The sequence below is a fragment of the Rubrivirga sp. genome (assembly GCF_965213695.1).
Lineage (GTDB): Bacteria > Bacteroidota > Rhodothermia > Rhodothermales > Rubricoccaceae > Rubrivirga.
In genome coordinates, this window is record NZ_OZ243912.1 from 1,377,228 (window position 1) to 1,394,830 (window position 17,603).

12 protein-coding genes are annotated in these 17,603 nt (G+C 70.8%); 7 read left to right on the plus strand and 5 right to left on the minus strand.

The annotated features are described in order from the left end of the window. Nucleotides 1–181: 181 nt before the first annotated feature. From ACOOHE_RS06030 to ACOOHE_RS06060, 7 genes are all read left to right on the plus strand, one after another. Nucleotides 182–1,573, plus strand: coding sequence for an acyclic terpene utilization AtuA family protein (locus ACOOHE_RS06030; RefSeq protein ID WP_420456900.1), 1,392 nt, complete (start codon nt 182–184; stop codon nt 1,571–1,573). Between the two features lie 183 nt (nt 1,574–1,756). After that, nucleotides 1,757–2,488, plus strand: coding sequence for a response regulator (locus ACOOHE_RS06035; protein WP_420456901.1), 732 nt, complete (start codon nt 1,757–1,759; stop codon nt 2,486–2,488). Nucleotides 2,489–2,688: 200 nt separating this feature from the next. After that, on the plus strand, nt 2,689–4,494 hold the full coding sequence (locus ACOOHE_RS06040) for an ABC transporter ATP-binding protein (RefSeq protein WP_420456902.1): 1,806 nt from the start codon (nt 2,689–2,691) through the stop codon (nt 4,492–4,494). Between the two features lie 55 nt (nt 4,495–4,549). Then, on the plus strand, nt 4,550–5,482 hold the full coding sequence (locus tag ACOOHE_RS06045) for a hypothetical protein (RefSeq protein WP_420456903.1): 933 nt from the start codon (nt 4,550–4,552) through the stop codon (nt 5,480–5,482). A 16-nt stretch (nt 5,483–5,498) separates the two neighbouring features. After that, nucleotides 5,499–8,021, plus strand: a complete 2,523-nt coding sequence (locus ACOOHE_RS06050) for an Ig-like domain-containing protein (protein ID WP_420456904.1) — start codon at nt 5,499–5,501, stop codon at nt 8,019–8,021. A 40-nt stretch (nt 8,022–8,061) separates the two neighbouring features. Continuing rightward, entirely contained in the window at nt 8,062–8,409 is a 348-nt protein-coding gene (locus ACOOHE_RS06055; protein ID WP_420456905.1) for a nucleotidyltransferase domain-containing protein, read from the plus strand. Then, the gene (locus ACOOHE_RS06060) at nt 8,406–8,789 is read left to right on the plus strand and encodes a HEPN domain-containing protein (RefSeq protein WP_420456906.1); all 384 of its coding nucleotides are present in this window, start codon (nt 8,406–8,408) and stop codon (nt 8,787–8,789) included. The genes ACOOHE_RS06055 and ACOOHE_RS06060 overlap by 4 nt, the downstream gene beginning before the upstream one ends. Nucleotides 8,790–8,854: 65 nt before the next feature. Here the strand turns inward: ACOOHE_RS06060 and ACOOHE_RS06065 are convergent, their stop codons facing one another. The 5 genes from ACOOHE_RS06065 to ACOOHE_RS06085 all read right to left on the minus strand — a co-directional run bounded on the left by ACOOHE_RS06065 (nt 8,855) and on the right by ACOOHE_RS06085 (nt 17,555). Further along, nucleotides 8,855–10,645, minus strand: coding sequence for a family 10 glycosylhydrolase (locus ACOOHE_RS06065; RefSeq protein WP_420456907.1), 1,791 nt, complete (start codon nt 10,643–10,645; stop codon nt 8,855–8,857). 476 nt (nt 10,646–11,121) lie between these two features. Further along, on the minus strand, nt 11,122–12,561 hold the full coding sequence (locus ACOOHE_RS06070; protein WP_420456908.1) for a T9SS type A sorting domain-containing protein: 1,440 nt from the start codon (nt 12,559–12,561) through the stop codon (nt 11,122–11,124). A 93-nt stretch (nt 12,562–12,654) separates the two neighbouring features. Next, on the minus strand, nt 12,655–13,827 hold the full coding sequence (locus ACOOHE_RS06075) for an IPT/TIG domain-containing protein (protein WP_420456909.1): 1,173 nt from the start codon (nt 13,825–13,827) through the stop codon (nt 12,655–12,657). Between the two features lie 244 nt (nt 13,828–14,071). Further along, on the minus strand, nt 14,072–15,094 hold the full coding sequence (locus tag ACOOHE_RS06080) for a PorV/PorQ family protein (RefSeq protein WP_420456910.1): 1,023 nt from the start codon (nt 15,092–15,094) through the stop codon (nt 14,072–14,074). A 301-nt stretch (nt 15,095–15,395) separates the two neighbouring features. Further along, nucleotides 15,396–17,555: a hypothetical protein gene (locus tag ACOOHE_RS06085; protein ID WP_420456911.1), complete on the minus strand. Its 2,160-nt coding sequence runs from the start codon at nt 17,553–17,555 to the stop codon at nt 15,396–15,398. Between the last annotated feature and the right edge of the window lie 48 nt (nt 17,556–17,603).

Consider the following 17,603-nt stretch of genomic DNA (forward strand, 5'->3'; position numbering starts at 1 on the left):
GAGTTGTGCCTCCGGTCCTCACGTTCGTCGGGACCGAGGACGGGGGACGGAGGACCGCCTGAGGCTCGTCGGGGAAGCCGGTCCCCGGTCCTCCGTCTCCGGTCCCACCGCCTCCTTCGGTTCAGACACCACTCGGGTTCGGTAGCTTGTCCGAAAGCCCTTCCACCCCGCCCCTCGACCCATGCCCGACGCCCCCGCACGAGACGGCGCCACCACGCTCCGCATCGCCTCCGGGCAAGGCTTCTGGGGCGACCTCCAGCGCGCGCCCATCGACCAGGCCCGGCTGGGCCCCATCGACGTGCTCGTCATGGACTACCTCGCCGAGGTGACCATGTCGATCTTGCAGAAGCAGAAGCTCCGCGACCCGTCGATGGGCTACGCTCGGGACTTTGTCGAGGTCGTGACCGAGCTGGCGCCCGACATCCGGGAAAAGGGGTTCAAGGTGATCTCGAACGCGGGCGGCGTGAACCCCGTGGCGTGCGCCCACGCCATCGTCGAGGGCGCCCGCCAGCGCGGTGCGACCGGCCTCAAAGTGGCCGTCGTCACCGGCGACGACCTGCTCGACCGGTTGGACGACCTGCTCGCGCGCGGCGTCGAGCTCAAGCACATGGAGACGGGCCAACCGCTGGCCGAGGTGAGGGACCAGATCGTCAGCGCGAACGCCTACCTCGGGGCCCAGCCCATCGCCCAAGCGTTGGCCGAGGGCGCCGACGTCGTCGTCACCGGGCGGACGACCGACACCGGGCTTACGCTCGCCCCGCTCGTCCACAGGTTCGGCTGGGACTGGGCCGACTGGGACAAGATGGCCGCCGGGACCGTGGCCGGCCACATCCTGGAGTGCGGCGCGCAGTCGTCGGGCGGCAACTTCACCGACTGGCGCGACGTGCCCGACATGGCGGGCATCGGGTTCCCCATCGCCGAGGTCTCCGCCGACGGCTCGTTCGTCGTCACGAAGCACGACGGGACCGGCGGGTTGGTCTCGCGCGGGACCGTCGCCGAGCAGCTCCTGTACGAGATCGGCGACCCGACCGACTACATCACGCCCGACGTCGTGGCCGACTTTACGTCGATCCGCCTCGATGACCAGGGCGGCGACCGCGTCCGGGTGAGCGGGATCCGGGGGACCGAGGACACCGAGTTCCTCAAGGTCTCGGCCGCCTACGCCGACGGCTGGAAGGCGACCTCGACGCTGGTGTACGCCTGGCCCGAGGCCGCCGCCAAGGCCCGCGCCGCCGCCCAGATCCTGCAGGACCGCTTGGAAGCGCTCGGCCTGACGTTCGATGAGGTCCGCGCCGAGATCATCGGGCTCAACGCGCTCTCCGAGGTGGCCGGCGCCGACCCGCTCCGCGAGGCCGACCTCGACGAGGTCCAGCTCCGCGTGTCGGTCCGCAGCCAAGACAAGGCGGCCGTCGAGCAGTTCGGACGCGAGATCGCCCCGCTCATCCTGACCGGCCCGAGCGCCGTCACCGGGTTCGCGGGCGGGCGGCCCCGGCCGAGCGAGGTCGTGGCCTACTGGCCGGCGCTCATCCCCAAGAGCGAGGTCCGGGCCGAGGTCCGCGTGCTCGAGGTGTGACGCCAGGGCCGCGGATGGGCTCTCGGGCGCGGTCCAGCGGGCTCCGGCCGCCGGTCTGGGAGCGCTTCCGGCTCGGTCCTCGTTCCAACATGCGTCCGCGCGTCGGCCCTTTAGCGAGGGCCGGCGTTGCCGATACTCCCCCCGTCCTCGCGGACACCCCGCCACCGCGTTTCCCCGGGCCCCATGTCCACGCCTCCGGCTGTCCTCCTCGTCGAAGACGACCCGACCCACCAGCTCATCGCGCTCTCGATGCTCCGCCACCTCGGGATCGAGGCCGACGCGGCGTCGAGCGGGGCTGCCGGCGTCCAGATGGCGTCCGAGACGGACTACGACGTGGTCCTGCTGACCGTCCAGATGCCCGTGATGGACGGGGCCGAGGCGATGCGCGCGATCCGGGCACGGCGCCCGGGAGGCGCCCCGCGCGTCGTCGCGGTGACCGAGCACGGCGTGCTCGGGACGAGGGAGCGGATGCTGGAGATCGGGTTCGACGGGGTCTGTACCAAGCCGCTCTCGGTCGGTCTGCTGGCGGAAGCGGTCCGGCCCGTGGGCGCCCCTCCGTCCGCTCCGGGAGAGGACGACTCGTTGCTGAGCGACGTCCGCGCCCACGTCCGGTCGCTCCTCGGCGAGGACGACGAGGACTTCGTGGCCGAGTTGACGGAGACGTTTGTCGAGTCGGCCCGGGAGGCCCTCGCGTCGGTCGCTGTGGCCGAGGCCGCCGGGGACGTCGCCGCGCTGGCCGCGGCGGCCCACTCGCTCAAGGGGAGCGCCTCGAACGTGGGGCTGACCGCGCTCGCGTCGTACTGGGACGCCGTCGAGACGGACGTCCGCGGTGGGCGGGTCCCGTCGACCGACGGGCTCCGTGCCGCGACCGAGCAGACCGAAGAGACGCTGGACCACTTCGCGGCGCTCGCCTGAGGCGCCGGTCGTCGGTGCGTCAGTCGTCAGTGGTGGAGTCGTGGGGAGAACTTGTCCCCTCGACGTGGACAACTCCGACCGACGCGGCTTGACAGCGTCGGGACGACCACGCTGCTTCTGTCCCACCGACCCGTCGGGACCCGCAGTGGGTGCCCCGCGTAGGTGCCGCGCGCCGCTCCGGGCGCCGCCTCCCCGACCGCATGGCCTCCCCGCTCCGCCGCCTCAACGCCGACCTCTGGCGCTACCGCTGGACGCTCGGTCCGGGGCTCCTGTGCGCCCTCGTCTCGGCGCTGTTCACCCTGTTCATCCCCGGCCTGGTGAGGGAGGCCATCGACGCGATCCCGCGGATGGTGGCCGTCCAGGGCTACGCGGCCGGGACCGCCGCCGGCGCCGCGCTCTACGACGACTTCCGGTGGTCGCTCGTGCTCTTGGGCGGGATGATCCTGGCCCTCGCCGCGCTCTCGGGCCTGTTCATGTTCCTGATGCGGCGCCTCGTCGTCGTCGCCAGCCGCTACATCGAGTACGACTTGCGGAACCGGCTCTACGCCCACCTCCAGCGGTTGTCGGGCGCGTTCTACCACCGGTTCCCGACCGGCGACGTGATGACGCGGGCGACGAGCGACGTCGAGAAGGTCCGCCGCTACGTCGGCCCGGCGCTGATGTACCTGGCCCGGGCCGTCGCCGCGATCGTGATGGCGCTCACGTTCATGCTGGCCATCTCGCCCACGCTGACGTTCTGGGCCATCCTGCCGATGCCGGTCCTCGCGGTGTCCGTGTTCTTCGTCAGCCGGCTCGTCCACGTCCGCACGGACCGCCAGCAGAGGGCGTACTCCGGCCTGACGAGCCGCGTCCAGGAGGCGCTGTCCGGCATCCGCGTGGTCAAGGCCTACGCCCAGGAGGAGACGTGGGGGCGCCGGATCGACGACGCCAGCGAGGATTACCAGGAGAAGGCGCTCGACCTCGCGCTCGTCGACGCCGCCTTCCGCCCGGTCCTGATGATCCTGATCGGGCTGAGCACCGTGCTCGTCGTCGGCGTGGGCGGGCGGCTGGTGATCGAGGGCCAGCTCTCGCTCGGCAACATCGCCGAGTTCATCATCTACGTCGCCAACCTAACGTGGCCGGTGGCCTCGTTCGGCTACGTCGTGTCGATGGTCCAGCAGGCGTCGGCGTCGATGAGCCGGATCGAGGAGATCCTGGACACCCAGCCCGCCGTGGCCGACCCCGCCGACGTCGACGACCTCGGGGTCGACGCGGTCCGAGGTCGGGTCACGTTCGACGACGTCACGTTCCGCTACACGCCGGATGGCCCGCCCGTGCTCGACGCCGTCTCGTTCGACGTCCCCGCCGGCTCGTCGGTCGGCATCGTCGGGCGGACCGGCGCGGGCAAGTCGACGCTCGTCGAGCTGATCCCCCGGCTGATGGACCCGACCGCCGGCACGGTCCGCGTCGACGGGGCCGACGTCCGCGAGGTGCCGCTCAAGACGCTGCGGGCGGCCGTCGGGTATGTGCCCCAAGAGGTGTTCCTGTTTTCCGACACGGTCGGCAACAACATCGCGTTCGGTGTGCCCGAGGCCGAGGCCGACGCCATCGAGCGGGCCGCGCGCGAGGCCGACCTGCTCGACAACGTCGAGGGCTTCCCGCTCGGGTTCGAGACGCGCGTCGGCGAGCGCGGGATCACGCTCTCGGGCGGCCAGAAGCAGCGGACGGCCATCGCCCGGGCCCTCATCCGCCGCGCGCCCATCCTGATCTTCGACGACGCGCTCTCGGCCGTCGACACGCGAACGGAGGCGACGATCTTGGAGAACCTGCGGGCCCAGTTCGGCCAGCGGACGGTCTTGGTGGTCAGCCACCGCGTCTCGGCGGTCCAGGACGCCGACCAGATCCTGGTCTTGGACGACGGCCGGGTCGCCGAGCGCGGCACACACGCCGAGCTGGTCGCTGCCGGCGGGGCCTACGCGACGATGGTCCGCAAGCAGCAGCTCGAAGCCGAGTTGGAGGGCGCATAAGCCGGTCGCCGGCCGGGCCGATGGCCTACCTTGCGGATCCGCACCCGGACCGCACATGCGCTCTCGCGTCTCTCTCATCGCCCTCGCGCTGCTCGTCTGCGCTCCTCCGCTGAGCGCCCAGGCGCTCCGCGCCGACGGCCCCGCCGTCCGCCTCTTCTCCGACGACGCGCCGGCCGCGAGGCCGGCGTGGTCGCCCGACGGCGCCTGGATCGCCTTTACGCGCGACCAACTCGCCGGCCTGTGGGTCGTCCGCCCCGATGGGTCCGGCGCCCGGCCGCTGGCCGACGCGCCGGCCGCCGGCTTCGGCTTCGCGTGGTCGCCGGACGGCACGGCCATCGCCGCCCGGACCGCGCGGTACGACGGCCCGATCCGCCGCTCGACGGTCTCCATCTTCGGCCTCGACGGGACCGCGACGGCGCTCACCGACGAGCGGACCTCGGCGGTCGGCCTGCCGCGGTGGGCCGGGCCCGGCCACGTCGCCGTCGTAACTGGCGGCGCCCTCGACGTACTCGCGGTCGACGCCAACGCACGCGCCGTCCCCGCGGGCACAGTTCCAGCGGCCGGGCTCGACGGCGGGCTGTCGGTCGCCGAGGTCGGCTCGGGCGTGGTCCGCGAGGTCGGCGCGTTCGAGGGCGAGCGGCTGCTCAACGTGACGCCGTCGCCGGACGGGACGCGCATCGCGTTCGAGGTCGTCGGCGGCCACCTGTTCGTGTCCGGCTTGGACGGCTCGGGCCGCGTCGACCTGGGGCCCGGTGGTCGACCCTCGTGGTCGCCGGACGGCCGCTGGGTCGTGTTTCAGACCACCGAGGACGACGGCCACCAGTTCACGGCCTCCGACCTGGTCGCCGCCCGCGCCGACGGGTCCGCCCGGGTCGCGCTCACGCAGACCGCGGACCGGTTCGAGATGAACCCCTCGTGGTCGCCCGACGGCCGCGCCATCGCCTTCGACGCCGACGGCGCCCTGTTTCTCCTCCCCGTTTCCGAGTAGCCCGATGACCAGGTTTGTGACCCCGCTCCTCGCCCTCGTGCTCGTCGGCTCCGCTCAGGCCCAGCAGGTGACGGGCCTGTCCGACTGGAGCCTCTTCCTCGACCCCGGCCACAGCGGGACCGACGAGAACGTCGGCATCTACGGCTACTCCGAGCCCGAGAAGGTCCTCCGCGTCGGGCTCGCGCTCCGCGAGATGCTGGAGACGCGGACCGACATCGAGGCCGTGTACATGTCGCGGACCGACGACACCCAGCAGGTGAGCCTGTCGCAGCGGACGGACCTCGCCAACTCACTCGGGGCCGACTTTTTCCACTCGATCCACAGCAACGCCGGACCGCCGAGCGCCAACAACGTCCTGATGCTCTACGGCGGCTGGCGGTCGAATGGCGTCACGGTCGAGAAGACGCCCGAGGGCGGGCGCCGGATGGGCGCCGAATACGAGGACGCCCTGTCGCGCGCCATGCGCTTGCCGACCATCGGCAACTTCGCCGACCGGACGTTCTACCTCGGCTTCCCGGAGACCCACGCCAATCAGTTCCCCTACCTGTTCGTCAACCGGACGTCGAACATGGCGTCGGTCCTGAGCGAGGGCGGGTTCCACACGAACCCGACCCAGAACACGCGCAACATGAACGCCGACTGGAAACGGCTCGAGGCGCAGGCGCACTACTGGGCCATCCTGGACTGGCACGGGATCCCGCGCTCGACGCACCGGATCGCGACGGGCTTCGTCACCGACGCCGAGAGCGGCCGGCCGATCAACGGGGCGACCGTCGAGGTCGACGGCCAGACGTACACGACCGACACCTACGAGTCGCTCTTCAACCGCTTCTCGAACGACCCCGACCAGCTCCGGAACGGGTTCTACTACCTCGAAGACGTCGGGCCCGGGACGCACACCGTCACGGTCTCGGCCGACGGCTACGCCTCCGCGACGGCCACGGTGACGATGAAGGACACCACGTTCACCTTCGCCGACGTCGCTCTGACCTCGACGGTGCCCCCGGTGGTGGCCGAAGCGGACCCGGCCGAGGGCGACCCCAGCTTCCCGATCACGGACGCGATCCGCTTGACGTTCAGCCGGCCGCTCGACCCGGCCACGGCCGCGCCCGCGTTCTCGCTCGTCCCGAGCGCGGGCGGCCCGCCGGTCGCGGGCACCGTCACGTTCGAGCGCGGGGGCTACGAGCTCGTGTTCACTCCGGACGAGCCGCTGGCGCCCACGACCGCGTTCACGCTGACGCTCGCCGGCACGGCCACGACGGCCAACGGCAGCCCGATTGACGGCGACGGCGACGGGACCGGCGGCGACGACTTTACGCTCACGTTCACGTCGAGCTTCCCCGACACGACGGCCCCGCGCCTGGCCCAAAGCGACCCGCGCCCGAACGCGACCGGCGCCGAGCTGCGGCCCGTGGTGACGGTCGCGTTCACCGAGGCGGTCGACCCGGCCACGCTCGACGGCCGCGTGACGTTGGAGACGGTCGCGGGCGCGGCCGTCGCCGGGACGTTCGTCCACACGCTGGCCGGCGTCGTGGGGGAGGACCCCGATCCCCAGAGCACGGTGAGCTTCGTGCCGGACGCGCCGCTCGCGTCCGACACGCGGTACCGGTTCGCCATCGAGCCCGGCGTCGAGGACGTGTTCTCGAACGCGACCACGGCGCGCTACGCCTTCCTCTTCGAGACCGCCGCCGCCGACCCGATGGTCGAGCTCCTGGACGACTTCGAGGGGAGCTCGATCTCGGACAACTGGTGGGTCCCGCAGCAGAGCGGCTCGACGGGCGGCATCGTGACCGACTCGACCAGCGCCGCCGCCGACTCGCTGGCGTATCCGCTCGGCGGCGAGACCGCCATGCGCGTCGACTACGGCTGGGCCGAAACCGGCCCGTGGCTGATCCGCGAGTACCTCGCCGGGGGGGCGCCCCGCGACCGGATCTTCGACGACTCGTTCACGCTCCGCGCCCGCGTCTTCGGCGACGGGACTGGGACCCTGTTCCGGTTCGCCGTCGACGACGGGCTGAGCGGCGGCCACGAGGTCAGCCCGTGGACGGCCGTCGACTGGCTCGGCTGGCGGACCGTCACGTGGGACCTCGACGCCGACGGGTTCGGGACGTGGATCGGGAACGGGGCGTGGGACGCGCCGTCGCAGCTCCGCTTCGACTCGTTCCAGCTCGGCTACGACGGGGCCTCGCCCCGCTTCGGCGCCCTGGTCTTCGACGACCTCGCCCTCCTCAGCTCGGCCCCCGTCGCGGCGGCCGGCGGGCCCGATGGCGATCCCGCCTTGCGCGTCGCGCCGATCTGGCCGAACCCCGCCCGCACGACGGCCGAGGTCCGGCTCGTGCTCGGGGCCCCGACGACCGTGACGGCCGAAGTGTTCAACGCCATCGGCCAGCGCGTCGCCGTCTTGGCCGACGGCGTCCCGCGCGCGGCCGGCGAGCACCGGCTGACGTGGCCGACGGCGGGCGCCGCGTCGGGCGTCTACGTCGTCCGCGTGACGGCGGGCACCGAGCGGGCGTCGGCGTCGGTCGTCGTCGCGCGATAGGGGGTTCGGGCGGCGGCGTGCCCGGGCCTACCTTGGTCCCATGACCGCTGTCCTTCCCGACTCGACGCCGCCCCACGTCCGGGCCGCCCTCGCCGAGGCGAAGGCCCGACTCGAAGCGATCTACGGGGACCGCCTGGTCCGGGTGGTCCTCTACGGCTCGCGCGCGCGCGGCGACGCCCGGCCCGACTCCGACGTCGACCTGCTGGTCGTCCTCCGGGGCGACTACCAGGCACACCGCGAGTTGAAGGATCGGCTCGTCCCCGTAACGCTCGACCTCCTCGACCGCTACGGGGTGGCCGTGTCGGCTCAGCCCTACGGGGATGGCGAACTTCGCAACCACACGCTCACCTTCCCCAGGAACGTCGACCGCGAGGGGGTAACGCTGTGACCGACCAGCAGACACGGCTCGTCGAGAAGGCGAGGCGGGCGCTCAGCACGGCCCGTCTTGTCCTCGACGACGGTGACGTAGAGGGCGCACTCAACCGGGCGTACTACGCCTGTTTCTACGTGGCCCAAGCGCTTCTCTTGACCTACGGCGAGGAGCCACGGACGCATCGGGGTGTCCACCACCGATTTCGAGAGCGGGCCGTCCTTCCAGGTCTCGTTCCGGCTGAGTTGGGTCGGACCCTGCCGTACGCAGCCAGCCTGCGCGAGCGTGCCGACTACGAGGCGGTGACGGTGACGGACACCGCCGGTGCGGCGGACCTCCTCGCCGATGCCCACACGTTCGTCGACGCCGTCCTCCGAGTCTTGGAGAAGGCGGAGTAGATCCTCGCAGCGACACGGCCCAGTAAGGACCGCGGGGACGCCGTCTATGCGCCCCCGCGGGGACCCTACCGCACCACGACCGCCGGCCGCGTGATTCGCGCGCCGTCGGCGTCGAGGACGACGAGGTAGGTGCCCGGCGTACGTGCCCTCCACGTCGCCGTGTGCGGACCGGCCGCCTGGTCGCTATCGACCAGCACGGCCACCTCGCGGCCGAGCACGTCGACCACGCGGAGCGTGACGCGGGCGGCCTCGGGCAGTGTGAACGCCAGCGTCACCGGGCCCGCCGACGGGTTCGGGCGCGGGGCGTCCAGGCGGAGCGCGAGCGCCGGGCCGTTCTCGGCGTCGACCGAGCCTGAGACTGTGGCCGCGTTGCTCGGCGCGCTCTCGATCGAGTTCGGGCTGACCGACGTGACGACGTAGGTGTAGGCGCCGCCGTCGAGGAGCACGTCGCGCAAGACGGTCTCGCCGGTCACGCCGACCAGGTTCTCGGCCCGCTCCAGCGCCGCGTCGAGGTCGCCGGCCTCAGCCTGGGGCACGCGGTAGACAGCGAAGAACCGGGCCTGGGTGTCACCGGCGGCGGGCGCCGTCCACGTCAGCTCGACCTCGCCGGGCTGGCCGTCGGCGGGGTCGTCGTCCAGCGCGAGGTCGGTCGGCGCGCGTGGGGCGTCCTGGCTCCGCCAGTCCATCGGCGGCGGGAGCGCGGGATAGCGGTAGAGGTCCGTCCGGAGCGAGTCGGCGAAGCCCTTCGACGGGAACTGCGTCAGGTTCTTGGCGCGGAAGAACACGCTGCCCTGGATGCCCTCGGTGACCCGGTTGAAGCGGACCTGGCGCGGTACCTCGTTTGCCGCGAAGAGCGTGTTAGAGAACGTGTTGGGGTCGGAGCGGTAGAGCCCGTGGCCGGGGTAGAGGTGGCGGTCGTTGCGGACCGACTCCCACCACGGCGCCAGCAGGCCGTAGTCCTGCCCGCCACCGAACTTCCAATAGAGCTGGGGCGTCACGTAGTCGATGAGGTCGTTGGCGAGCCAACTCACGGCGTCGGCGTAGAGCGTGTTGTAGGCGTCGAGGCCGGTGATGCCGGAGGGCACGCCGTTCTTCCAGATCCCGAACGGGCTGATCCCGAACACGGCGTCGGGGTTGACGACGGCCAAGCTGTCCCGGACCTGCTCGACGAACTGGAAGATGTTGGACCGCCGCCAGTCGCTTCGGCTGAGCCCGCCGCCGTACTGAGCGAACGAGGCGTCGTCCTGGTTCGTGATCTGGTTGGGCGGGTACGGATAGAAGTAGTCGTCGAAGTGGACGCCGTCGATGTCGTAGCGCCGCGCGACGTCGGCGACGATGGTCGTGACGTAGTCGCGGACGGCGGGGAGGCCGGGGTCGGTGATCTGGATCGCGCCGAAGTCAAGGATCCACTCGGGATGCTGGACCGTGACGTGCGTCGAGTCCTTGGCGTAGTTCGAGCCCCGGTCGGCGCGGTACGGGTTGAGCCAGGCATGGAGCTCCATCCCGCGCTTGTGGGACTCCTCGATGGCGAACGCCAGCGGGTCGTAGCCGGGGTCCGCGCCCTGCTCACCCGTCAGCCAGTACGACGACGGCTCGTACGGCGAGTCGTAGAAGGCGTCGGACTCGGTTCGGACCTGGAACAGGACCGCGTTGATGCCGACGTCCTGGAGCTTGTCGAGGATGCCGACCAACTCCACCTGCTGAGAGCTGGCGCTGCACGTCCGGCACGATGGCCAGTCGAGGTTGGCGACGGTTGCGATCCAGGCGCCGCGGAACTCGTGCTTCGGGAGCTCCTGCGCGGCGGCAGGGCGGAGGACGCTGGCAACGACCAGCAGGGACAGGAGGAGCAAGCGCATGGGAACGGGGAGGAAGGAGGGAGTGCGACGTTCTTCTGATGCCAAACAACTACCACGAGTCATTCCCGCGCACGCGGGAATCCATGCGGGGCTCCGTCTCAGCGAGCGGCGGCCTATGGATCCCCGCGTGCGCGGCAGGGCTGTTAAGTCCTACCTCAAGCCCTCCAGGTTTGTCATCCTGAACGGAGTGAAGGATCTCAACTCGGACTATGGAAACTTGCCGTGCCGACTCCAATGGCCTCCAACGCTGGCGCTGAGATCCTTCGCAAGCTCAGGATGACAAGTAGGTGGATGAGAAGTTACCGGTCCTGCCGCGTGCGCGGGGATGACGTCTGTGGGTGGGTCTGCCAGACCAAGAGGTCCAGATGTAGGGGGCTACCGGTATAAAGGGGGGCGTCCACAGAAAAAGAGGGGGCGCCGAACCGAAGCTCGGCGCCCCCTCGATGGTCGGGCGTCGCCCCGAGGGGCGGGGCCATTTAGCGGACGACCATCATCCGCCGGCTCTGCACCTCGCCCTCGACGTTGAGGGTGTACACGTAGACGCCGGCCGCGAGCGAGCCCGCGTCGAACGAGACCGCGTGCGGACCGGCCGCGAACGGGCCGTCGGCGAGCGTGGCCACCTGGCGGCCCGTCGTGTCGTAGACGCGGAGCGTCACCTGCGCCGCTCGGTCGAGCTCGAACCGGATGTCGGTCGTGCCCGAGAACGGGTTCGGCCGGTTCTGCTCGAGCGAGCCCGAGGAGAAGGCGCCCGGCTCGGTCGCCGTGCCTCCGCCGCGAATGAACCGCTGAGCACCGCCCGCGAGGTTGAACAGGGCCACATAGGCCGTGTCGCCGTCTGCCGTGAACGCGATGCTGCGCGGGCGGCCCAACCCTCCAACGTCGCGGGGGCCACTGACGTAGATGCCCGGCTCCCGGTAGAGGAGGCTGTCGACCGGCATCGGGTTCAGGACTGGGTTGCCGTCGGCGTCGAACAGGTCGGCCGGATCGAAGGCATAGAACGTCTGGGACGTGTAGAACGTCCGCAGCGTGTCGCCCGTCGCCGGGTCGATGTCGTTGAAGTTGTTGCCGGGGTTGAGCGGGTTCCCCGAGCTGACCCAGTAGTAGCCCGTCTTCGGGTTGACCGCCGTCGCCTCGATGCGGAGGCCGGCGAACGTGTACCCGAGCGAGTCGTACGGGGCGAATTCGTTCTCCCGCTGGTAGACCACGGCGTACGGGTTCTCGAACGCCGTCTCGAACACGGTGTTGCCGTCGGGCGAAACGAGGACTGTCCGTGTGAAGTCGCTTGCGAAGCCGACGGTGCCGGTCGACTCCTCAAGGTTCGGGTCGAACTGAGTAATCTGGCGGCCGCCCGTGCCGACCGACTGGACGGTCACGTTGCAGTTGTCGTCCACGCCGACGGCCGAGAGCGAGGCGTCAAGGTTCTCCGTGGCGCCGGGGAACGGGTTGACCCGGGCGAGGCCCTTGTACGTGTCCGCATCGATCTTAAAGATCGTGGCGAACTGCGAGATGTAGACGGCGTCCTCGGCCTCGCAGTAGCGGATCCCACGGCCCGTCCGGGTATCGATCCCGATCGTACCGTCGGCCCTCGTGTACGAGTAGTACCCGAGCGTGTCGCGCGGCGTCGTGCCGTCGGCGTAGTCGATGAAGACGAGTGGGGAGGCGTCGACCTCCGAGCCGTCCGGGTTGAAGATGCGGAGGCCGAACACACCCGTCCGCACGCCCGCGATGTCGATGCTGTCGGCGGCCGTGTTGAATGTCTGAAGGAAGACCGTCCCGTCGTCGTCGACAGCGATGCCCTGGAAGCCGTTGCCGTTGGTGGCGAGGGTGTCTTGGGGGAAGACGGTGTCGAAGGTCCACTGGGCCGAGGCCGTCAACGGGAGGGAGGCCACGAAGGCCAGGAGTAGCAGTTTTCGCATGGAAAGAGGAGGGAGGTGGGAAGGAGTTCCGAGCCGGAGAGGCCCGGGAGGTGGTTCGTCAGGGAACCGTGAAGTAGCCCGAATGATCCGGGCCTAGCGTGCGCCCTCGCGCCGGGTCTCGATGAGGAGGACGTCGGCCCGCTGGTCTGCCGAGGCCCCACGAACCATATAGAGTTGGCTTCCTGCCCCGTAGGCGAGAGCCGAGGCTGGTCCCCGGAGCACGCCGGGGTAGAGCGGGGAGACGTCGCCGGCGGGGGAGACCGTCACGACCGGGTCGACCACGCGGTCGAGCCCGACGAACAGCGTCCCGTCCGTCGCGACGGCAACCGCGTTGCCAACGGCCGGGAGGTCGGCGATGGCCGTCGGCGCGCCGAGCGAGCCGTCGCTGGCGATGGGAAGCGAGTAGATGCGGCCCGGGCCCGTCCCGCCTGAGACGACGTAGAGTTGGCCGCCCGCGGCAGCAAGCGCGCGGACCGTCGTTGGAAGGGCCGTCTCCGATGTTGGCCCATCGGGCGCGACGCGGAATAAGGTCTGGGCGTTGCCGCCCGCGTAGGTTGACCCGTCCGGGCTGCCCGCGATAGCGACGAGCGAGAGCGACGACGGCTGGAACGCCGAGAGCACCTGCTGGCTGCCGCCTTCCGGCAGCCCGAACACGGCCCGGACCCGCCGGACCCCGACGAGTTGGTCACCAGCGAAGGCGAGGTCGGACCACGGGAACGTCGAGTCGAAGTAGTCCGACCGCGTTCCGTCCGCCGCGATCTGGATGACGCCGACGGCGACTTCCTCTCTCGCGAGTGAGAGGTAGAGCGTCCCGTCAGCGTCGGCGGCGATCCCGGAGGGGACTTCCGTCTGGGAGAGCTCCCCGAACGGCACAACGGCGGCCGTCAGCGGAAAGGAGACGGCGTTGCTGTAGTCTTGGGAGCCCAGGACGGCCACGCGGAGGCGGAGCGCCGCACTGGGGAGGTTCGGGACGCGGACTTCGAGCCGCGTGGCGGAGGCCGAGAGGATCGTGCCCGGCGCCGAGTTGCCCTGGGCGTCGTCGAACACGACCGCGTTGTCGGTCGGCGTCGCCGAGAAGTTCTGGCCCTCGATGGTCACCACGTCGACGCCAGCCAGGACGATGCCCTGGGGGCTGACGCTGGCGATGACCGGGGCCGGGTTGCGGTCGACATCAGGGTCGTAGAGGCTGCTGCCTTCGCCCGAGTCGCACGCGGCGACGAGGACGATGAGAGCGAGGGCGGTCCCGAAACGGGCGAGGCGGAGCATGGGAGAACGGAAAAGGAGAGAGTGTCCGGGTCTACCGAGAACTCCCCATCGTGTCATCCTGAGCGCGCGAAGGATCTCGACGCCGACGTTCCGAGCCGTCAGCACCGGTGCGGTCGGTCTGGAGGTCCGAGTTGAGATCCTTCACGTTCGTTCAGGATGACAGGTCTGAAGGGACGGAGCTAGCCGTGATGAGGTGGGAGCCATGGGCGGGAGGTCGCTCCCGCGCGCCTCCCTCGCTGGCGTGTTAGAGGTCGAACCGGACGGCGATCCGGTGGACGGGGTCGAACACGCTCATGGCGCTGTACGAGTAATCGGCCCCGAAGCCGACGCCGCCGAGCCGCTGGCGGACGCCGGCGCCCAGGCTGACGCCCTGGACGTCGGACGGGAACACGTAGCCGGCCCGGAGCGCCAACGTGTTGGCGAACGTGTATTCGCCGCCGGCCTCGATCTGGCTCGTGAAGTCGTATGGGTCCTCGGCGTCGACGGCCAGGACCAGCCGGTGGAGCGACGGGTCGAACCCCGTCAGCCCGCGCGTGTCGAGCGAGGCCCCGATCTGGAGCGTGAGCGGGAGCTGGAACCCCTCGCCGTCGCCGAAGGCCGCCTGCTGCGAGAAGTTGCGGGCGCTGACCGCGAACGCCAGGCCCGGGAACGGCGTGTCGTACAAGACGCCGAAGTCGTAGGCCAGCACGCTCTCCGAGACGTCCTCGCGCGTCAGGTCAAAGCCGGCCTCCGAGACGGGGACCGCCCCGAAGTCCTGGGTGACCAGCTTGACCTGGCCGCCGACCGAGAACCGGTCCGTCACCGTCCGCCCGTACCCGACGCCCAGCGCGAAGGCCGTCGGCGAGAACGTGCCGAGGTCGCGGAAGCCGTCGTCGGTGGTGGCGTCGAACACGGTCTCCTGGAGCTCGCCGTAGTCGACGGCCATCACGGAGACTCCGAACGTGCCGTAGCGCCCGCCGGCGGGCTGGAGCGCGACGGCCCCGTGGTTGTAGCTCACGTCGGCGATCCAGTTTGTCTGGCCCAGGAACACGCCGGCGCCGCCTTCGGCGCGGGCCAGGCCAGCCGGGTTGTAGAACAGGGCGCCCGGCCCGGTCGTGAGCGCCGTCGCGGCCCCACCGAGCGCCGCCGCGCGGGGGTCGGCCGAGACGCTGAGGAACTTCATCCCCGACTGGGCCAGCTTGTCGCGCTCCTCGACCTGCTGGGCGAGCGCGGCCGGCGCGAGGAACAAGACGAGCAGGAGGAAGCGGGCGAGCACGGGCGTCGGCATGGGGGAGAGGGCGGTGCGATGTGCTGGCATGAGCCGACGGGCGACGCGACGACCACGACCGCCCCGCCTCGTCCCCGTCGCAAGCGGGATGCGACTGCGGAGACGGGGCGGGGGGGGCGTAGCCTTGGAAGGGGAGGCTCCCCCTCCACCCCTCGGGGGGAAAGGGCTGGGGTGAGGGGGGCGGCCCGAAGTCGGCGTGTAACCGGACCCCTCACCCTGTCCCTCTCCCCAAGGGAGAGGGGACGCCGCAGGGGCCTCCGCACACGTTCTCCGGGGTCGACGGGATGAGAGGGCCACGGTTCTAGCGGATGACGACGAACTTGCGGAAGGCCTGCTCGCCGGCTTGGAACAGGGTGGCCCCGGTGTCAAGGTCGACCACGTCCTCGGTCACCGTGATCACGGCGATGTAGAGCCCGCTCGCGACCACCTGCCGCGACGACGTCGTGTGGTCCCAGAACTCGTCGCCCGACCCGTCGGTGTGCTCGATCGAGTCGACGAGCTCGCCGAGCTCGGTGTAGATGTCGATCCGGCAGATGCCCGGGATGTTGAAGAAGGCCAGCTTGTCGTTCCGGTCGGGGAACCGCAGGGCCGTGTCGCCGCCGAGCCCACGGCTGGCCCCGATGTAGAACGGGTTGGGCACGACGCGGATGGCTTCGAGCGACTCGCCCTGCTGGCGCTTGAGCGTCGACCCGTCGTAGGTCTGGGTCGCGTAGCGCGAGCTCCGGAGCGGCCGGCCGGCCGGCGTCAGCGCCCCGCCGTCGTTGGCGGCCCCGTCGCGGACGCCCTGGAGGTAGTAGAAGTAGTTGACGCCTCGGACCGGCGACGTGTCGGCGTACGACGTCTCGCCGGGCCCGGCCGTGTGGACGAGGGTGTACGTGCTGTCCCGCCGCGACGACGCCCGGTAGATCTCCCAGCGGTCGGGCTGGGGCCCTTCGGCGTTGGGCTCCCAGGTGAGCACGATCCGGTCGCCGCCGCCGGACACGTCGAACGTCAGCGGCGGGGCCGGCGGCTCCGGGATCTCGAAGTCGGCCTCGTACAGCGCGAGCGCCCGGCGGAACGTCTGGAACAGGGAGTCCCGGCTCGTGAACACCCACTCGTTCTTGGTCTTGGTCTCGCCGGCGTAGGTCAGCCCGGCGTTGGCGTTGTTGCCGGAGTCCTTGAACTGGCGGCCGATGACCGTGTTGGCCTCCCGACTCAGCCCGGCGCTCCCCTCGGCGATCACGAACCGGACGCTCTCGCCCGGCGCCAGCGTGTACGGCCCGTAGCCGTTCCCGAACGAGTAGCCGCCCGAGTTGGCCTGGCCCTCGGCCGCCGACGGGTCGCGCGTCGGGTTGAGGAAGCCCGGCAAGCCGGACGGCTCGACGGCGAGCGCGTGGCGCGGCGACTTGTGCCCCTGCGACATCACGCCGTACTCGGTCGTCATCCGGCCGATGCTGAATGGGTCGTTGTTCGACTGGTAGGTGTCGTCGGAGCCGACCCAGTTCGTCGTCGACGGCTGGCCGGGGTCGTCGGACTCGTCCGACGCGGAGGCGTCCGCGTGGAGCGTGACGACGCCGGCGAACGAGCTGGCGCCCAGGCGGCCGACGGTGTCGGCCGGGGCCACGTTGATGGCCTCTTGCTGGATCGACCCACCCAGGTTGTCGTAGCTGACGTTCCGACCCGGGAAGAGCCCGTGCCACGAGAACTGGGCCCGGAACTGCTCGCCGGGGCTGTCCGGCAACAGGCCGTCGCCGCGGGCGTCGTTCATCGTGTTCTTGCCCCACCCGGTCGGGTTCCCCATCACGTACCGGGTCTCGGCCGAGACCGCCAGCCGGTACTGGAGGTAGGCGATGACGCCCTCCAGCGTCTGGTTCGGGAGCTCGATGTCGGGGTCGCCGTCGGTGTTGCCCGTGTTCGTCAGGACGTACTCGATCACGTGGTAGTTGTCGTGGTACTCCTGGCTGAACTGCATCACGCGCCGCTCCATCGTGATCCCCAGGAGCGTGTTGACCCGGCTGATCAGCATAAAGTCGGCCTCCATGTCGGGGTCCACGCGGTCGACGACCATCGCCGCCGAGGCGAACGACTGGTCCCCGTCGACGGTCACGACCGTCAGCGGGTACTTGCTTACCAGCTCGAAGGCGACCGGAAACATCTCGCCGATCCCCGTGGTCCGCGGCCCGACGTGGACCACGCGGACGGGGTAGTCATTCCCGAACTCGTCGCGGACGTTCTGGGCCCCGATCCACAGCCCCTTCGCCGCCTGCGAGTCCTTGAAGTCGTAGACGCCGGGCCACCGCCACCCGTACTGCTGCACGCGGACGAGCCCCTCCTCGATCTCGCTCCCGGCCGACGAGTACCAGTTGTGGAACGAGCCGCCCGAGACCCACTTGGTCTGGAACTGGGCGCTCGCGCTGGGCGCGGCTACGAACGTCGCGGCGAGCAGGCCGAGAGTGAGGAAAAGGCGGGCGGTCGGGCGCACGGAAGGAGCGAGGGGCATGAGTCGGAGGTCTGCCGGCGAGAGGGGCCC